Annotated in this window: 14 protein-coding genes and 1 riboswitch; of the genes, 4 read left to right on the forward strand and 10 right to left on the reverse strand. The window is 62.2% G+C overall.

Annotated features, from left to right (window positions below; all coding sequences use genetic code 11):
- Positions 1-131: 131 nt before the first annotated feature.
- Positions 132-1,373 carry a glycosyltransferase 87 family protein gene (locus tag BJD99_RS09840; protein WP_143542109.1) on the forward strand — a complete coding sequence of 414 codons (1,242 nt, stop codon included), beginning with the start codon at positions 132-134 and terminating at the stop codon, positions 1,371-1,373.
- A gap of 11 nt (positions 1,374-1,384) precedes the next feature.
- On the opposite strand, the gene BJD99_RS09845 is transcribed toward BJD99_RS09840, so the two are convergent.
- The 6 genes from BJD99_RS09845 to BJD99_RS09870 form a co-directional block, all read right to left on the reverse strand.
- Positions 1,385-2,113 (reverse strand): 1-acyl-sn-glycerol-3-phosphate acyltransferase, encoded by a 729-nt coding sequence (locus BJD99_RS09845; protein ID WP_084346630.1) that lies wholly within the window; start codon positions 2,111-2,113, stop codon positions 1,385-1,387.
- Positions 2,114-2,221: 108 nt separating this feature from the next.
- A complete protein-coding gene (locus tag BJD99_RS09850; protein ID WP_084346631.1) occupies positions 2,222-3,196 on the reverse strand; it encodes an ROK family protein in 975 nt (324 codons plus the stop codon).
- Positions 3,197-3,303: 107 nt separating this feature from the next.
- Complete coding sequence (locus BJD99_RS09855) at positions 3,304-3,744, reverse strand: hypothetical protein (RefSeq protein ID WP_084346632.1); 441 nt, start codon at positions 3,742-3,744, stop codon at positions 3,304-3,306.
- Positions 3,745-3,759: 15 nt separating this feature from the next.
- On the reverse strand, positions 3,760-5,106 hold the full coding sequence (locus BJD99_RS09860) for an ArsA family ATPase (protein ID WP_084346633.1): 1,347 nt from the start codon (positions 5,104-5,106) through the stop codon (positions 3,760-3,762).
- A gap of 26 nt (positions 5,107-5,132) precedes the next feature.
- Complete coding sequence (locus tag BJD99_RS09865) at positions 5,133-5,570, reverse strand: SRPBCC family protein (protein WP_084346634.1); 438 nt, start codon at positions 5,568-5,570, stop codon at positions 5,133-5,135.
- 141 nt (positions 5,571-5,711) lie between these two features.
- Positions 5,712-6,104 (reverse strand): polyketide cyclase / dehydrase and lipid transport, encoded by a 393-nt coding sequence (locus BJD99_RS09870; protein ID WP_084346635.1) that lies wholly within the window; start codon positions 6,102-6,104, stop codon positions 5,712-5,714.
- Positions 6,105-6,239: 135 nt separating this feature from the next.
- Between BJD99_RS09870 and BJD99_RS09875 the strand changes: the two genes are divergently transcribed.
- Positions 6,240-8,048 (forward strand): long-chain fatty acid--CoA ligase, encoded by a 1,809-nt coding sequence (locus tag BJD99_RS09875; RefSeq protein ID WP_084346636.1) that lies wholly within the window; start codon positions 6,240-6,242, stop codon positions 8,046-8,048.
- Between the two features lie 55 nt (positions 8,049-8,103).
- Here the strand turns inward: BJD99_RS09875 and BJD99_RS09880 are convergent, their stop codons facing one another.
- The 4 genes from BJD99_RS09880 to BJD99_RS09895 all read right to left on the reverse strand — a co-directional run bounded on the left by BJD99_RS09880 (position 8,104) and on the right by BJD99_RS09895 (position 12,528).
- Positions 8,104-9,228: a glycosyltransferase family 4 protein gene (locus tag BJD99_RS09880; protein ID WP_084346777.1), complete on the reverse strand. Its 1,125-nt coding sequence runs from the start codon at positions 9,226-9,228 to the stop codon at positions 8,104-8,106.
- Positions 9,229-9,242: 14 nt separating this feature from the next.
- The gene (locus BJD99_RS09885; RefSeq protein WP_084346778.1) at positions 9,243-10,544 is read right to left on the reverse strand and encodes a peptidase MA family metallohydrolase; all 1,302 of its coding nucleotides are present in this window, start codon (positions 10,542-10,544) and stop codon (positions 9,243-9,245) included.
- A gap of 22 nt (positions 10,545-10,566) precedes the next feature.
- The gene (locus BJD99_RS09890; RefSeq protein ID WP_084346637.1) at positions 10,567-11,628 is read right to left on the reverse strand and encodes an NlpC/P60 family protein; all 1,062 of its coding nucleotides are present in this window, start codon (positions 11,626-11,628) and stop codon (positions 10,567-10,569) included.
- 342 nt (positions 11,629-11,970) lie between these two features.
- On the reverse strand, positions 11,971-12,528 hold the full coding sequence (locus BJD99_RS09895) for a C40 family peptidase (RefSeq protein WP_256895580.1): 558 nt from the start codon (positions 12,526-12,528) through the stop codon (positions 11,971-11,973).
- A gap of 18 nt (positions 12,529-12,546) precedes the next feature.
- Positions 12,547-12,706: riboswitch (cyclic di-AMP (ydaO/yuaA leader) on the reverse strand.
- 533 nt (positions 12,707-13,239) lie between these two features.
- On the opposite strand from BJD99_RS09895, the gene BJD99_RS09905 reads away from it, so the two are divergent.
- Entirely contained in the window at positions 13,240-14,970 is a 1,731-nt protein-coding gene (locus BJD99_RS09905) for a DEDD exonuclease domain-containing protein (RefSeq protein ID WP_084346640.1), read from the forward strand.
- A gap of 55 nt (positions 14,971-15,025) precedes the next feature.
- Positions 15,026-15,301 carry an Lrp/AsnC family transcriptional regulator gene (locus BJD99_RS09910; RefSeq protein ID WP_084346641.1) on the forward strand — a complete coding sequence of 92 codons (276 nt, stop codon included), beginning with the start codon at positions 15,026-15,028 and terminating at the stop codon, positions 15,299-15,301.
- Positions 15,302-15,311: the final 10 nt, after the last annotated feature.

Below are 15,311 nucleotides of genomic sequence, written 5' to 3' on the forward strand. Positions count from 1 at the left end.
TCGCCCGCCATCAGAAGGAACTCCCGTTGATACCTCCCGAGACCTCCAACCCGATCGATACCGGCGTCGACGACACCGCCACGCCGGCGAACGGAGTCCGATCCACGGCCTCGGTTGCCCGAACGACAGCCGTGGTGATCTCGTGCATCGCAGTCGTTGTGGGTATCGCTGCGGGCATCGCCTACAACTTGTTTTCGCTACCCGGCCTTCGTGGGCTGGACGTTCTGGGTGACTACTACAGAATCGATCTGGACGTCTATCGGATCGGCGGCGGCATCTTCGCCTCGGGCTCGCCGCTGTACGGTCAGATGCCCGCCACCGCACTGGGGAACACCCTCCCCTTCACCTATCCCCCGATCGCGGCTGTCCTCTTCAGCCCATTGTCGATGATCTCGCTCTACTGGGCCGGAATCGTGGTGACTGCACTGTCTTTGGCGCTGCTGGTGACCACAATCGTGCTGACGCTGGTGTCTCTCGGGTACTCACCCAAAACCTTGTTGCTGTGGACAGCCGGCGCAATCTTCGCGGTGTCGATGATCCTCGAGCCAGTCTTCTCCACACTCGACTACGGACAAGTCAACATCATTCTGATGGTGTTCGTTGCTGCGGATTGTCTGCCGAAGAAGACCCCATGGCCTCGTGGTGTCCTCATCGGATTCGTCGCGGCCGTCAAACTGACGCCCGCTGTATTTGTCCTCTTCTTCTTGCTTCGCAAGGACTTTCGGGCGGCCGTCATCGCGGGCGTGAGCTTTTCCGCGTTCACCGCCATCGGCTTCCTGGCAACGATGTCCGATTCGGTCGAATACTGGACGCACACCCTCGTCGACTCCGACCGAATCGGCAAACCTGCCTACCCAGCGAACCAGAGCATCACCGGAGTTCTTGCACGGCTCGGACTCGACGACTCGATGAGGTCGGTGTTGTGGGTCGCGCTTTCCTTCGGTGCGCTTGCACTCAGCGCGCTCGCCATGCGCAAGGCATTCGAGGCCGATCTCACGGCCATAGCACTCGGAGTGAACGCCGTTCTCGGGCTACTCGTTTCGCCGATCTCGTGGTCACACCACTGGGTGTGGGTTGTACCGTTCCTCGTTGCACTTGCGACTGCTGCCTATCGTCAGCGAAGCACCTGGCTGGTGTTCCTGGTCGGCATCGGCCTTGTGCTGTTCCATTTCGCGCCGCACTGGCGCCTCGCGCCAGGTCGCTCCTCCGGCCTCGGGTGGCCATTATGGGACCAGCTGGCAGCGTCGTCGTACGTCTGGTGGGGAGTCGCGGCAATAGCCACGGTGACTTTCATCACGTGGAAAACCTCACAGCAGAAGGCCACGAGCAGCTCGCAAATACTCTCGCCAACCGAGCCGACACCGGCCGACTGACGTCGGCGAGCTCAGCTCGCTTTGGAGTCCGGGACGCGCTCGGGGTCGGCGCCGGCCACGGGCGCTACTGGGGCATTCTTCAGGGATGCGGCGTAGACATCGACGTACTCTTGACCGGACAGCAACATCAGGTCGTACATCACTTCGTCGGTCACTGCTCGCTCGACGAACCGATTACCCGCCATGCCTTCGAAGCGAGAAAAATCGATCGGCTTACCGATCTTGATCGTGACTTTCGACGGCTTCCAGATCTTCGAACCGATGGGATTCATCTTGTCGGTTCCGATCATCGCCACGGGCACCACCTGCACTCCGGTCTCCAAAGCCAGTCGGGCCATACCGGTCTTGCCCTTGTACAGCCTTCCGTCCGGTGAGCGTGTGCCCTCCGGATAGATGCCGAGCAGTTTGCCTTTGGCGATCACCCGCGCGCCGGCATTGAGCGCATCTTGTGCAGCATCGGCACCCGTTCGGTCGATCGGCACCTGACCGACCGCTGTGAAGAACCACTTCTGGAAAGCGCCCTTGAGTCCGGAACCTGTGAAGTATTCGCTCTTCGCCAGGAACGTGATTCTTCGCTGCGCCTTCAACGGCAGATAGAACGAATCGAGAACTGCCTGATGATTACTCGCCAGGATTACCGGTCCCCGCGCCGGGATGTTCTCGGCACCTTCGACTGTCGGTCTGCCCATCGCAATCAGGATAGGACCGATGAATACGTACTTGAACAGCCAGTACCACATGGCGTCCTTCCTGATTCGAGTCTTCGCTGCGGATTCGACGTTGACTCTACCTACCCGTTATGGCGCCAGCCACAACAACTCGGACGCCGCGACAGAGGTCACACGCCATCAACGCGCATCGATCAGAAATTCGGAACGCGCAAGGTCCGCTGCGCCGATCATGCCTGCGGCTTCACCGAGTTGTGTGCTCGCGATCCGCGCAAGCGGCCGATGACCGGCACCGGTGGTGAGTCGTGCGTGGTGGCCCCGCGCCTCATCCAAGAACTGACTCGAGGAAGTCGCTACTCCGCCCGCGATGACGATCAAATCTGGATCGTAGACGTCGCTGACCAACGCAAGACCGACCCCGAGCCAACGAGCAAAGTCGGCCATCGTTCGTCGCGCGATCTCGTCGCCGTCCTGCGCAGCGGAGGCGATGCGGCGGCCAGTGAGTGATCCCGGGTCGAGAAAAACCTCGCGCGCCAAGATCGTGGACGACGCTTGGTCGGCGGCGAGCAATTCGATGGCAGTGTCGACGAGCGCAGTGCCGCTGCAATATCGTTCCCAACATCCTCGCTTTCCGCACGGGCAGGCACGACCGTCGGGGACGACCTGGATATGTCCCAGCTCCGGTGCAACACCATAGCTACCTCGATAGATGCGACCATCGATCAGGAGTGCGGCTCCGATTCCGGTCCCTATCGACACCATCACCACGTTTCGACCGCCTGCGGCCGCACCGAAACGATATTCGGCCCACGCGGCCGAATTGGCATCGTGTTCGAGAAGAACCGGCAACCCGATGCGATCGCTCATCTGACTGGCCACCGGAGTGTCGATCCACGGCAGATGCGGTGCAAATCGTACCGAGGTTCGGTCGGAGTCGATGAACCCTGCGACCGCAAGCCCCACCGCGGAAACAGGATGTCGGGCGGCCAGTTCCTGGACAGCTCGATCCAAACCGTGCTCGAGAGCGGCAGCGGTATGAGGCGTCGGCGACTGGGCGGAATCGATGACCTGACCGGACGAGTCGACGACGGAGGCACGAAGGCTGGTACCACCGACATCGATGCCGATGGTGAGCAATTCTCGATGCCGCTTCATTGCTGACCTTTCCAGTGCCGCCCAGCCCCCGAAAAACGACATCGACGCTCTTTACCGATTCTCACCGGATCTTCCAGTTCACGAATCCCGCAACTATGCCGATCGGACTACATCGGATCCTTGACAGTGACGGTAATCGGTACGAATCCCCCTCGTCGAACTACCGGTTCTTCAGTGTCCTGCGCACGAGCCTGATTCTCCGTCCGATCCGGACGCTGGGTGTCGGTGTCGGTGTCGGCTTCTGGGGCCTCGGCTGTCTCGGTCGATGCATGAGTTGCTTGCGAAGCCGGACCATCCATGTGCTCGGCAACCAGTTGCCGGATCATGGCAATGACAGTGGCCCCCTCGGTCGCGAGCACCGTGAGTAGATCGTGCTGCTCGCCCCTGATCAACGCAGACAATGCGCACACCGGACACCAACTGCATCCCTGGCGTGGGCGCTCCTGTTGATCGATGACGGCTTGGCGAAGCATCGGCTCGACGCGTGTGAGCACAGTTTCGGCCAACGCCCACAGCTCGGCTGCGACGTCGGAATGCTCGGTGGTCATCTACAGCGTCACCTTTCAGGCCGGCCACAGGGCCGGATCGGGCCGGAAACGGACCACGAGATTACCGGATTCGAACTCGGCACCGAGAACTACACAACGACGCAGAACCGAAGCCAGGCGAACACGCTTGCGGGTTCCGTCGGCACCGATGATCACGTCGTCCTCCACTCGCCCGAGACTGACCGTCGACGGGTCCACTACCGGTAGACGCAGCGTCATCGTGTACACCGATTCCAACCCCGATCCCGACTCGTGCGCCACCACTGGTTTATCGAACTGGCGTGCGACACCTGCCCCACCCGGTTGGCTGGACCCTACTTGGCACGACCCCGCTTGGTTGGACTCCGCTTGGTTGGACCCCGCTTGGTTGGACCCCGCTTGGTTGGACCCCGCTTGGTTGGACACTGTGACGACACCCACCCGAGTTTCCAGCGCGCCGAGAGATGCCAACCCTACCGGTTCGTCTGCACTTTGTTCCACGATCAGCAACGAACAACCCTGCGCAAGCAGCTCGACGTCGGCAAGGCGGGCCTGCTGGGCTGCCCGCCAACTCTCGAACCAGAATACCGCTGGGTGTACACCTACGAGCCCCATCGACGACGAATTCAGCTCGGGCAGAACCTTGTTGACGATCACCTCGGCGACCGGCAACCCCATCAATGCAGCCGCGGACATAGTCCGACGGGCCTCCGCGACCCCGACCGAATCCGGCGTCAGAACGATTGTCGCCGTCGTTCGCCGGTGATCGAACAACAGTTCACGAACTGCGTCGGCGTCGGCGAGGACACGTTCCATCACCGCGACCAGAACAGTCAGACGTGGGTCCGTTCCGGTCCCCGCGACCACCCGATCGTGTTGAGGCCAGAGTCGTTCCAGATAGCCACACAGCAGGTCTGGAAGCGCCAGGGTGCGCAATGCATCAGCGGTTGCCGGAAGGTCGACGAATACTGTTTCCCAGGTTCTTTCGTCCACCAGTTCGACCAGCCGATGCAACCCTAGGAGGTCCTGGGCTCCGGGCGCACCGACAATCTCTTCAGGATCGATACCGCCGAAACGGACGCCGTGTTCGTGCCCCGTTCCTGCCAACGACACGATCGCCGAGATCGATCGGTAACTCGCCTCCAGTAGCGCCAAGGTGTCCAACTCGAGAACATCGAGTCCCTCGGCCACGGATCGGGGCCCATTACCGGCCGGGGACGTCGAACGATCCAGGGCTGGGCGTCCGAGAACATCGAACAGCGAATGCGCCTGATCGAATGACACCACCAGCACTCGACGCCCCGATCTGGCGTCCTCGATCGCAGCCTTGGCAGCAAGCGTCGTCTTGCCCGCTCCGCCCTTTCCGACGAACAGTCGGACCATGGTGCGGGCGTCGGTGCGAGGCTCGCTCAGCCTTCGACCCGCTTCTTCAGCTCTTTCAGCGCGGTATCGGTGATGACCTTCTCCGCTTTACGTTTGAACAACCCGATCATCGGAATGTTCAGATCCACCGTCAACTCGTAGACGACATCGGTTCGTCCGTCACCGGTGTCCTTCAACGTGTACGACCCCGACTGCGACTTCTGCATTTCACCCGATACGAGCTCCCATGCCACCGCCATTCCATCCGGTGCCCAGTCGTAACGAAGTTCGTAGGTGTCCTTGACCATTCCAGCATCGAGGACGAACTTGACGCGGTCTGCTCGACCGTTCGAGCCGGTAGCGAGCACCTCCACGGACTTCGCTGCCGAGACCCAGGACGGATACGCGTCGAAGTCTGCGATCACGTCCATTACCTGTGCGGACGGAGCGTCGACGGTTATCGACCTCTGAGTTTTCTCGGCCATGGCTGTTGGTCCGCTTCCTCTCTCATTCGGTGTCGATGGGCTTGTATCGCCCAGGCATCGGCGCTCGCCGTCGACGCCCCTCATCACACACGATCGCCTACGGTCCGCACAACGGGGACCGCAAGAGAGCGCGCCTCAGCCTCAGGTTCGCGCGTGATCCGGACGCTCGCCCGCAGCGCGGCCTGCCTCCAATTCACGCTTGAGCGCGAAAGCCATCGACTTTCCGGCAATCCTTCGCCTGCGGTTTTCGCCGACAAGGTCGAGTCCCTCTCGCCCAGCTGGTGGCTCTGCGTGCAAGAAGTAATGGACGATGACGCCGTCGAGGACCGGGATTTCCTCGAGCCACACTTCCATCGTCCCCGTCAGCGCTCCGTCGATCGTCCAACGGATGCCTTTGTCGGCACGATCTTCGGACACCTCGATCCGCAGGTCAGGCCACCACGACCGCCAACGATCTCTCGGCGCCATCGCCTCGGAGACGCGCGCACCCGGAACAGCAATGAAGGTTTGATCCGCTACTTGGATACTGCTCATCGAAAGAGCTTCACATATATCTTTCGCGGCGCCGCACCTGAGGCGGTCGAACTGCTCCAGAAAGCCGGACTACAGTACAAACAATCCGAGCTACTCGTGAGTAGAGCTAACCGATCCGTTGTTGGAGGTACCCCCGTGCGTGAGTTCACTGTGCCCGCCCGATTCAAAGTCGAGGACGGGGAATCGACAGTCGATTCCGTTTTCACCCGCCGGGCTACGGCACCCGAGTCGGTTGCGTTTCTCCGCCAAGAGAACGGCAGCTGGACCGATGTCACTGCCGAGCAGTTCGCGATTCAGGTCGTATCGGTTGCCAAAGGTCTGATTGCCTCCGGAGTCGAGCAGGGTGATCGCGTTGCACTGATGTCCTCGACGCGCTACGAATGGTCGGTACTCGACTACGCGATCTGGGCGGCAGGCGGCGTTACGGTTCCCGTTTACGAGACATCATCTGCCAATCAGGTCGAGTGGATCCTGTCCGACGCCGAGCCAGTTCTGCTCGTGCTGGAAAACAAGGAGCACCGCGACGAAACCGCCGACGTCGTCGAAGCGTCGAAGACGGTACGTAGGACGTTCCAGGTGGACGGCGAAACTGCCGATACCGGTGCGATCCACGAATTGATCGAACTCGGTGCGGCCACTACCGACGGCGTGGTCGAAGCACGTGTCGCTGCGCTACGTTCGTCCGATCCGGCGACCCTCATCTACACCTCGGGTACCACCGGCCGCCCCAAAGGGGTGCAGCTCACCCATGCCAATCTCCTCGCCGAGTCCAAGGGAATCCGCGAGACGACGCTGAAGACACTGCTGAGAGGTGGCACGCGGACCCTGATGTTCCTGCCGCTCGCGCACGTGTTGGCCCGCGCCGTCACGATTGCAGCCTTCGATGCGGGGGCGACTGTCGGCCACACCAACGACATCCCCAACCTCGTCTCCACGTTCGGGTCGTTCCAGCCGGACTTCATCTTGTCGGTCCCCCGCGTGTTCGAGAAAGTGTTCAACACTGCACGACAGAAGGCACATGCCGACGGCAAGGGAAAGATCTTCGACGCGGCCGCCGACACAGCTGTCGCGTGGAGCCAGTCGAAGGACGACGGTTCGACCGGAATCGTACTTCGAGTCAAGCATGCAGTGTTCGACAAGCTCGTGTACTCGAAACTCCGTGTGGCCCTAGGCGGTAACTGCAAGCTGGCAATCTCCGGCGGCGCTCCGCTCGGCGCACGACTCGGCCACTTCTATCGCGGAATCGGGGTGCCGATCTACGAGGGATACGGACTGACCGAGACCAGCGCAGCCTTTGCGGTGAATACCATCGGCTATCAACACGTCGGCAGTGTCGGTCGACCTCTCCCCGGCAATACCGTCCGTATCGCTCCCGACGGCGAGATTCAGCTGCGCGGCCCTGTTGTGTTCGCCGGCTACTGGCGTAACGAAGAAGCGACTGCCGAGTCCTTGGATGACGGATGGTTCTGTACCGGCGATCTCGGTTCGCTCGACGCCGACGGGTACATCACGATCACCGGCCGCAAGAAAGAGTTGATCGTCACCGCCGGCGGAAAGAACGTCTCGCCCGCAGGTCTGGAAGATCAACTGCGCGCACATGTCCTGATCAGTCAAGCAATCGTCGTCGGCGATCAGAAGCCGTTCATCGGCGCCTTGGTGACGCTCGATGCCGACGCTCTGACCGGCTGGAAGGCGCGCAACTCCAAACCCGCAGATTCATCTGCTGCCGACCTGGCCACCGACCCGGACCTGATCGCAGAAATCGATGCGGCGATCGCTGACGCAAACAAGTCGGTCTCGCACGCCGAGGGGATCAAGAAGTACCGGATCCTGCCGAACGACTTCACCGAGGAGGCGGGCGAGGTGACACCGACGATGAAGCTCAAACGCAATGTGATCACCAAGACCTACGCGGACGACGTCGAAGCGATCTACTCCAGGTAGTCACCGGCCTGTTCCCTTGTGTGCCGACCACACGCACAAGGGAACAGGGCGCGGATCAGAGCAGGCTGCGCAGCCTGTGCGCGAGAGTATCCCAGCGCCAGTTCTTTTCGACCCACTCACGCCCGGCCGCGCCCATCGATGCGGCAAGCGTCGCATCGGACAGAATTCGGACGATCGCCTCGGTGATCTGCTCGACCGAACGACCATCGACTACAAGTCCGGTTTCGTTCTGCCGCACAGTTTCCGGTGCGCCACCGGACATGCCGGCGACGACCGGCACGCCGCACGCCGACGCTTCCAGGTAGACGATCCCCAGACCCTCGACGTCGAGCCCCCAGCCGCGAGTTCTGCTGGGCATCGCGAAGACGTCCGCGATCGTGTGATGCGCGGCCAGCTCCGCCGAAGGGACTGTGCCAGTGAAGATCACGTGTTTCTCCACGCCGCAGCTGCGGACCAGCGCGCGTAAGGTGCCCTCGTACGGCCCGCCACCGACGATAACCAGAACCGCACCGTCGATCGCTTCTCTGATCCCCTGCATGGACCGGATGAGAAAATCCTGTCCCTTGCGCGGTACCAAGCGTGACAGACACAGAATCGTCGGTCGATCCCCCAACCCGTAGCGGGCCCGAAGTTCTGCTCGCGCAGCGGAATCCGGCTTGAATTTGTCGGTGTCGACACCCGGCGGCACGTGCTCGAGCGCGGCCTGTGGACCGAAAGCCGACGCGAACCGTCCTCGCGTGTACTTGCTTACGTAGGTCACCGTGTCGACGGAGTTGCCGATCGCTCGCAGCGTTCCGCGACCACCTGGAATCATCGACCATCCCACCTCGTGACCATGGGTGCTGGCGATGATCGTCTCTACCCCTGCGCGTCTGACCACTGGAGCCATCACAGCGAGCGGCGCTGCCGCCCCGAACCACACACTGTCGCACTCGTGCGACCTCACAAGCCTCGCAGCTCTTAGCGCCACCAGCGGCGTCGGTAGCATCAGCGTCGTGGGGTGCCGGACCACTTCGTACGGCTGGCGTGCATCGAACGCAAGATGACTATCTCCCCGCCACCGGGGGGCATATACCACCAGTTCTTCGGGTGGGAACCTATCCGCGATGCTCTGGAGATAGGACTGGATACCTCCGGGACGCGGGGGAAAGTCATTCGTTACCAAGAGCGTCCGACCCATTGCACTACCGTAGGTCAGCTCGCATTCTGCGTAACCCAAGCCCCCCAGTCCGCGATGAAAGCGTCGGTTCCAGGCCCGACAGTCGCTTCGAGACCCGCGCTGATCTCGGCGTCTGTTTGCGGACCGGTTGACAACTGCGCGTAGAGATCTCGCAGCACCTGCTCACCGTATCGCTCAGCGATGAATGCCGCCAAGGACCATGCGGATTCGTACGCGAGGGTCGAACGGAGCCCGCCTGCCGAAAAATCCGAGTCTGCCGGGAGCACCGTTGGCGGCCCGCCCACCCCGACTGCACGACTCAGTGTCGGAGCCAGTGTGGCGAAGTCGACACCCGATCCGCGGTATCCCGAATAATCCGCGAACCCCTCGAGCATCCATGTCGGCGATCCGTCGACGGTGTTCGCCCGAGCGGCGATGTGTGTGAGCTCGTGACGCAGGACCGAGCGGGTAGTGAACTCGGTCAATCGCTCGGCAGCGGAGGGCGAGAAGACGACACGCTGCCCAGTCACCGGATCGCCGGGTACAACGACATCAGAGACGGACACAGCCGCCACGTCCGGGCCTGCAACTTCCCCTGCCGACGCGAGGAACTCATCTGTGGAACTCGTCGTCACTATCAGCGTCTTGCGCGGCCAGTTCTCGCCCACGAAGTCCGCAACTGCCTCGACCGCGGCCGGCACCTCGGTGTAAAGCCGAGAGGTGAAAAGGTCCTGCTCTCGCTTGCCCAGCACCATCGATGTTCCCCCGGCGGTCGTGATCGGCGTGGCCGTTACCGGCCCGAAGTCCCACGGTCCCCGCCAGGTATGTCGGTCGATACCTGGTAAGTCTGTGTCGGAAACCAGTCGCCATCTATCGTCGCGCTCGGCCACCAGCAACGAGATCGGTCTGCGAGTCGGTAGGTCATCCGGCCCGTCGACCCCATACCGAAGAACCACCGATGGCGCCCACACATCGGCGGCCCCCACGCGCTCGGCAATTTCGGAAGGGACGGGCGTTTCCGGCTCGTCCACGATCTCGTAGCCCCACTCGGACAGCGGTACCTCCGAGAGGTTCGATGCGGAGCGGATCAGCGATTGCAGAAATTCGGGCGACGCTGCCGGGTCGACAAGAGCTTCCAGTTCAGCATCGTCGTTGGAGGAGACCGCATCCGCCCAATCCACCAGAAGCTGTTCGACGCCCGCCTTACGCTGATCCTCGTAAGGATTCGAGGGCATCGGTATCGTCGACTCGGCCAGCGGGCCGGACGCTGTACATCCCGACACCCATACGAGAGCGCCGACGAGAACTGCCGCCGACATAGAGCGGCGGACAGTCATCGAGTGAACCAAGCTTGCGCTATCAGTACCGGCGCGCACCGTAGAACGGGAACGACGCCATCGACTGAACCTTCACCGGCACACCGAACGTCGACGCATGCAGCACGTTGCCATTACCGGCATACAGGCCGACATGCGAGGCATCCGGATAGAACAGAACGACGTCGCCTGGCTGAAGGCTCTTCTGATCGACTGGGGTTCCGCCGGCCGCCTGCGCCTGACTGGACCGCGGAAGCGTCTTGCCGACCTGCTTGTAGGCCCACACGACCAGCCCTGAGCAGTCGAAGCCATCGGGCCCGGTAGCGCCCCACACATACGGTTTACCTATCTGCGTCAACCCTGCTTGCAGAGCACCGGACCCCGATCCCGGAACCAGACCCTCGATGATCTTCGACAGGTCGAATCCTGGAGGTAGCGGGCTGCCTGCGTAGTCACTCTTCTCGGCGCCGGACAGCGCACTGAACGCCGCCATCACCTCTGCCGTTTGCCCTTGAAGTTCGCTCTGCTTGGCCTGCAGATCGTCGCTGACCATTTTGGCCTGATCTGCAGCCGCGCGCGCCTCGTCTGCAGCTGAACGTGAGGCCTCCTCGGCCGCAGCAGCATCGGACGTCGCCTGCTTGAACTGACCCACCTGCCGTGACGTTTCCGCGGAAATGATGTCGAGGGCCGACATCTGGTCCAACAGTTGCTGCGGTGAATCGCTGACCATCACAGCGAACAACCGGTTTGTCCGACCACCCTGATAGTTGACGTTGGCTACTTTGTCCACCGCGGGCTTCAGCTCGGCCAACGCCGCTTCGGCGTCCGCGAGCGCGATCTGATGAGACCCGAGGGCGGCCTCTGCTTCGCGCTGCACTGCGGTCTTGGCATCGAGATCTATCTGCGCGTTGTGCAGAGCCTCGGTCGTTTGCTCGGACTCACGAGCAAGGTCCGACAACCGCGTCTGCGCATCGGATGCACTGTCTATGCCCGGCTGCGCCTGGGCTGTTGCGGCCGGTGCCACGAGTAGACACAGCGCACAAGCTGCAGCGGCGAGAACGCTGCGTTTGGATCGAGCAACGTTCTTGACTGTCGGTGTCGCCACGGAAGGTGACTCTCCGTTCTTGCAGGTGTGTCGATGGAGCTATGGCACAGCGGACCTTCGCTGCGATGTCGCTGCATCAGTGCAGGGGATGAAAACAAACTCTACCCATGAGTATCAGCCAGTGGTCGGAATTCGAGTCGGATAATTCGGATTTATCCGAACTGCTGGAATATTCGACCGATCGAGACTCGGCAAGGTTACGGAATCGTCACGCCAGAGTCCAACCACGACCGGATCGAGGGGCCCACACGCATGCCTCTTCCCGGCGAAACGACGAAACAGCACCAGGTCCGCGGCCTATACGACCGGTCCCTGATGCTGTTTGCGTACCGATCACACGAGTCAGTATCGACGAGCTCCGTCGAACGGCATCGAGGAAACCGGTGCAACCTTGACGGGAACACCTGAGGTGGACGCGTGGATTACGTTGCCGCCGCCTGCGTAGATACCCGAATGCGATCCGTCATAGAAGGAGACGACATCTCCCGGCTGAAGATCGGACTGGGATACCGGAACACCAGCGGACGCCTGGTCGTAGCTCGTACGGGGCAAGCTGACGCCGGCCTGCTTGTACGCCCACTGCACCAGACCCGAGCAATCGAACGAGTCAGGACCGGAAGCGCCGTAGACGTACGGGGACCCGACCTTGGACTCGGCAGCCTGCACTGCCTTCGCAGCCGGAGTGACCTGGGGAGCGATGGGTGCCGGTGCGCCGGGCAGTCCGGGGACGGTCGGCAGCGGGGGCATGCCCGGGATCTCTGGTATTTCGAACGTACCGACACCCGGGATCGTGATGGGGGCCGCCATTGCGGGGGCAGCGGGCAGGATGACCGCGCCGGCAGTGATCGCACCGGCTACGAGTATTCGACGCAATTGACGGGTTGAAGTATGTGACGCCACGAGAGGTTGTGCTCCGTTTCTTCCACTCATCCGCCGACCGAGTTAGCTGACGGGTTCGGGCTGGGAAGATCAGCCCTACCCACCGTTCGCATAAGCGATCCGGCGGGATTCACCCCAGTAGAAATCGGGTTCCCGGTACGGCCACTCCGAAGAGTGCCCGATTAGGCGGTGACTTGCGACGCCACTCCTGTCTGGACTGGCGAGACTCCGCAAGGTCTCAGGAAGGTTACGAAATGGCATCCCTCCGTGTCGACCCCGACGCGCCGAAGAGTCTCGAATATCTGAAGACCGGACTACATCGCACGTAGATCCGCGCTTGAATCACAGGACGGTAACGAAGCACTCCGAGGGGCGTCGCCGTCGGCCACGACCAAACGCAAATGTGGGATGAGACCACCCTCCGCCAGAACCCCGATAGCACCCAGTTCCGCCTGGTCGATGTCTATTTTCGACGCTGCGGACCCGACATCCACACCGGCCGAACCTGCCAGTCTCGGAGCCCCCAGAAGCACGGTTACGACGCAGTCTCCGCACGCGATGTCTCGAACCTTGCAATCACTGCAATCCACAATCATGTGATCCTCGTCTCTTTCGTGTTTCAGCCCGAAATTCCGACTCGTTTCGGGCGAACTTATCGGCGAGGTACGACACGCCTTCCACGAAAGCGGCAACACAGGATTCTGTCGGTACCGCCATCTACCGTCCCGTCCTGTGACCCTTCCGATCCAGCTGACGTTCGATGAACTGGACACCCCGTTGCATCAGACGACTTTCGTGGTCGTCGATTTGGAGACGACGGGCGGCAGCGCCGATACCGAAGCGATCACCGAGATCGGGGCAGTCAAAGTCCGTGGAGGTGAGGTGATCGGAGAGTTCGCCACTCTCGTCGATCCAGGTCGGGCGATTCCGCCTTTCATCGTCGAGCTGACCGGAATCACCTCCGCGATGCTGATCGACGCACCGCGCATCGAGCGTGTACTTCCCGGCTTCCTGGAATTCGCACGGGGCGCAGTGCTCGTCGCGCACAATGCTGGGTTCGATACCGGTTTTCTCCGCGCCGCCGCCAGTCGACTGGACATCGCGTGGCCCAAGTTCCAAGTTCTGTGCACCGTCAAGCTGGCGCGTCGTGTACTCACCCGCGACGAGGCCCCATCCGTGAAGCTGTCGGCTCTCGCATCGTTGTTCGACGTCGGCACCACTCCGACTCACCGCGCCCTGGACGATGCCCGCGCGACGGTGGACGTGCTGCACGCGCTGATCGAGCGCGTCGGAAATCAGGGTGTGCACAGCTACGCCGAACTCGTCGACTATCTCCCGAACGTCTCCGCCGGACAGTGTGCGAAGCGTTCCCTCGCGGCCCACCTCCCCCGCACCCCGGGGGTGTACCTGTTCAAGGGCCCCGGCAAGGAGGTCTTGTACGTCGGTACCTCGACCAATCTGCAACGTCGAGTCCGGAACTACTTCACCGGTTCGGAAACTCGCGGCCGGATGAAGGAGATGGTCAGCCTTGCGGTCGATGTCGACTACGTCGAGTGTGCTCACGGTCTCGAAGCCGGCGTACGCGAACTCCGCTTGCTGAGTGCGCACATCCCGCCGTACAACCGCCGATCGAAGTTCCCCAAGAAGGGATGGTGGATCACTACGACGGTCGAAGCGTTTCCACGGCTTTCCATCGTCAGAACGCCGACGACGAGCTCACTCGGGCCCTTCACAGCGCGAAGTGATGCCGCGGACGCCGCCGCGCTCATCTCCGAATTCGGTTCGATCCGCACCTGCTCCAATCGCATCCCGCGCACCGGCACACACGGACAGAACTGCCCACCGACCGCGGTGGGCGGTTGCGCTGCAGCGACGGCAGGCGTGCTGTCACCCGACGAGTACTCGGTATATCCCGCGCGATTCCACGCTCTGATCGACGGCGTCGACAACGCAATGTTGCACGCGGCGCGAGTGCGGGTCACCCAACTCGCCGACACCGAACTTTTCGAATCGGCCGCCCGTCTGCGTGATCGACTCACCGTTCTCGCCGACATGATCCGAAGAATGCACCGTCTCGCAGCGATCGCGGCCATCACCGAACTCGTGGCCGCCAGGAGAACTACGGAAGGAGGATGGGAACTCGCAGTGATTCGCAACGGGCGGCTGGCGGGCGCGGCTACGACCGCGCGTCGCGTGCACCCGATGCCGGCCGTGGAGGCCATCATCGCCGCCGCCGAGACCGTCATCCCGGACACCACCCCGTTGCGCGGCGCATCGCCCGAGGAGGTGGGCCTCATTGCCCGGTGGCTGGACTCCGACGGCGTCCGCATAGTGCGGACCACCGACGGGTACGCCGAGCCGGCATATGGCGCTGGGGCGTGGAAGGAATGGTGCAGTATCTCTCGCGCCGCGTCCCGCCACGAGTACAGCGCGTCGCCGTACCCCGACCGGTACGCCCTCTAAGCTCGCGGGGGGAGTCGCAACGCACGCGTGTTCGCGCATCGAATGAGGGAGACCCATGATCCACGCCATTGTCATGATCGACGCCGAGGCAAGTGCCATCCCCGAGACCGCGCAAGCAGTGGCGGACGTCGACGGTGTGTCCGAGGTCTATTCGTGTGCGGGAGATGTCGACCTGATCGCCATCGTCAAGGTCCGCGATCATCAGCAGATCGCCGAGGTTGTGACGCAACGGATCAACAAGGTGGCCGGCGTCCTGAATACCGCGACGCACATCGCGTTCCAGTCGTATTCCAGCGCCGACATCGACGCGGGGTTTTCGATCGGCGAGTGAGGCACTTCCG

The organism is Rhodococcus sp. 1163 (assembly GCF_002091985.1).
Lineage (GTDB): Bacteria > Actinomycetota > Actinomycetes > Mycobacteriales > Mycobacteriaceae > Rhodococcoides.

Coding starts and splice junctions, on each gene's coding strand:
- BJD99_RS09865 (WP_084346634.1), bottom strand. CDS start 5,570: ATGGCCGAGAAAACTCAGAGGTCGATAACCGTCGACGCTCCGTCCGCA.
- BJD99_RS09860 (WP_084346633.1), bottom strand. CDS start 5,106: ATGGTCCGACTGTTCGTCGGAAAGGGCGGAGCGGGCAAGACGACGCTT.
- BJD99_RS09855 (WP_084346632.1), bottom strand. CDS start 3,744: ATGACCACCGAGCATTCCGACGTCGCAGCCGAGCTGTGGGCGTTGGCC.
- BJD99_RS09870 (WP_084346635.1), bottom strand. CDS start 6,104: ATGAGCAGTATCCAAGTAGCGGATCAAACCTTCATTGCTGTTCCGGGT.
- BJD99_RS09885 (WP_084346778.1), bottom strand. CDS start 10,544: ATGACTGTCCGCCGCTCTATGTCGGCGGCAGTTCTCGTCGGCGCTCTC.
- BJD99_RS09845 (WP_084346630.1), bottom strand. CDS start 2,113: ATGTGGTACTGGCTGTTCAAGTACGTATTCATCGGTCCTATCCTGATT.
- BJD99_RS09850 (WP_084346631.1), bottom strand. CDS start 3,196: ATGAAGCGGCATCGAGAATTGCTCACCATCGGCATCGATGTCGGTGGT.
- BJD99_RS09880 (WP_084346777.1), bottom strand. CDS start 9,228: ATGGGTCGGACGCTCTTGGTAACGAATGACTTTCCCCCGCGTCCCGGA.
- BJD99_RS09910 (WP_084346641.1), top strand. CDS start 15,026: ATGATCCACGCCATTGTCATGATCGACGCCGAGGCAAGTGCCATCCCC.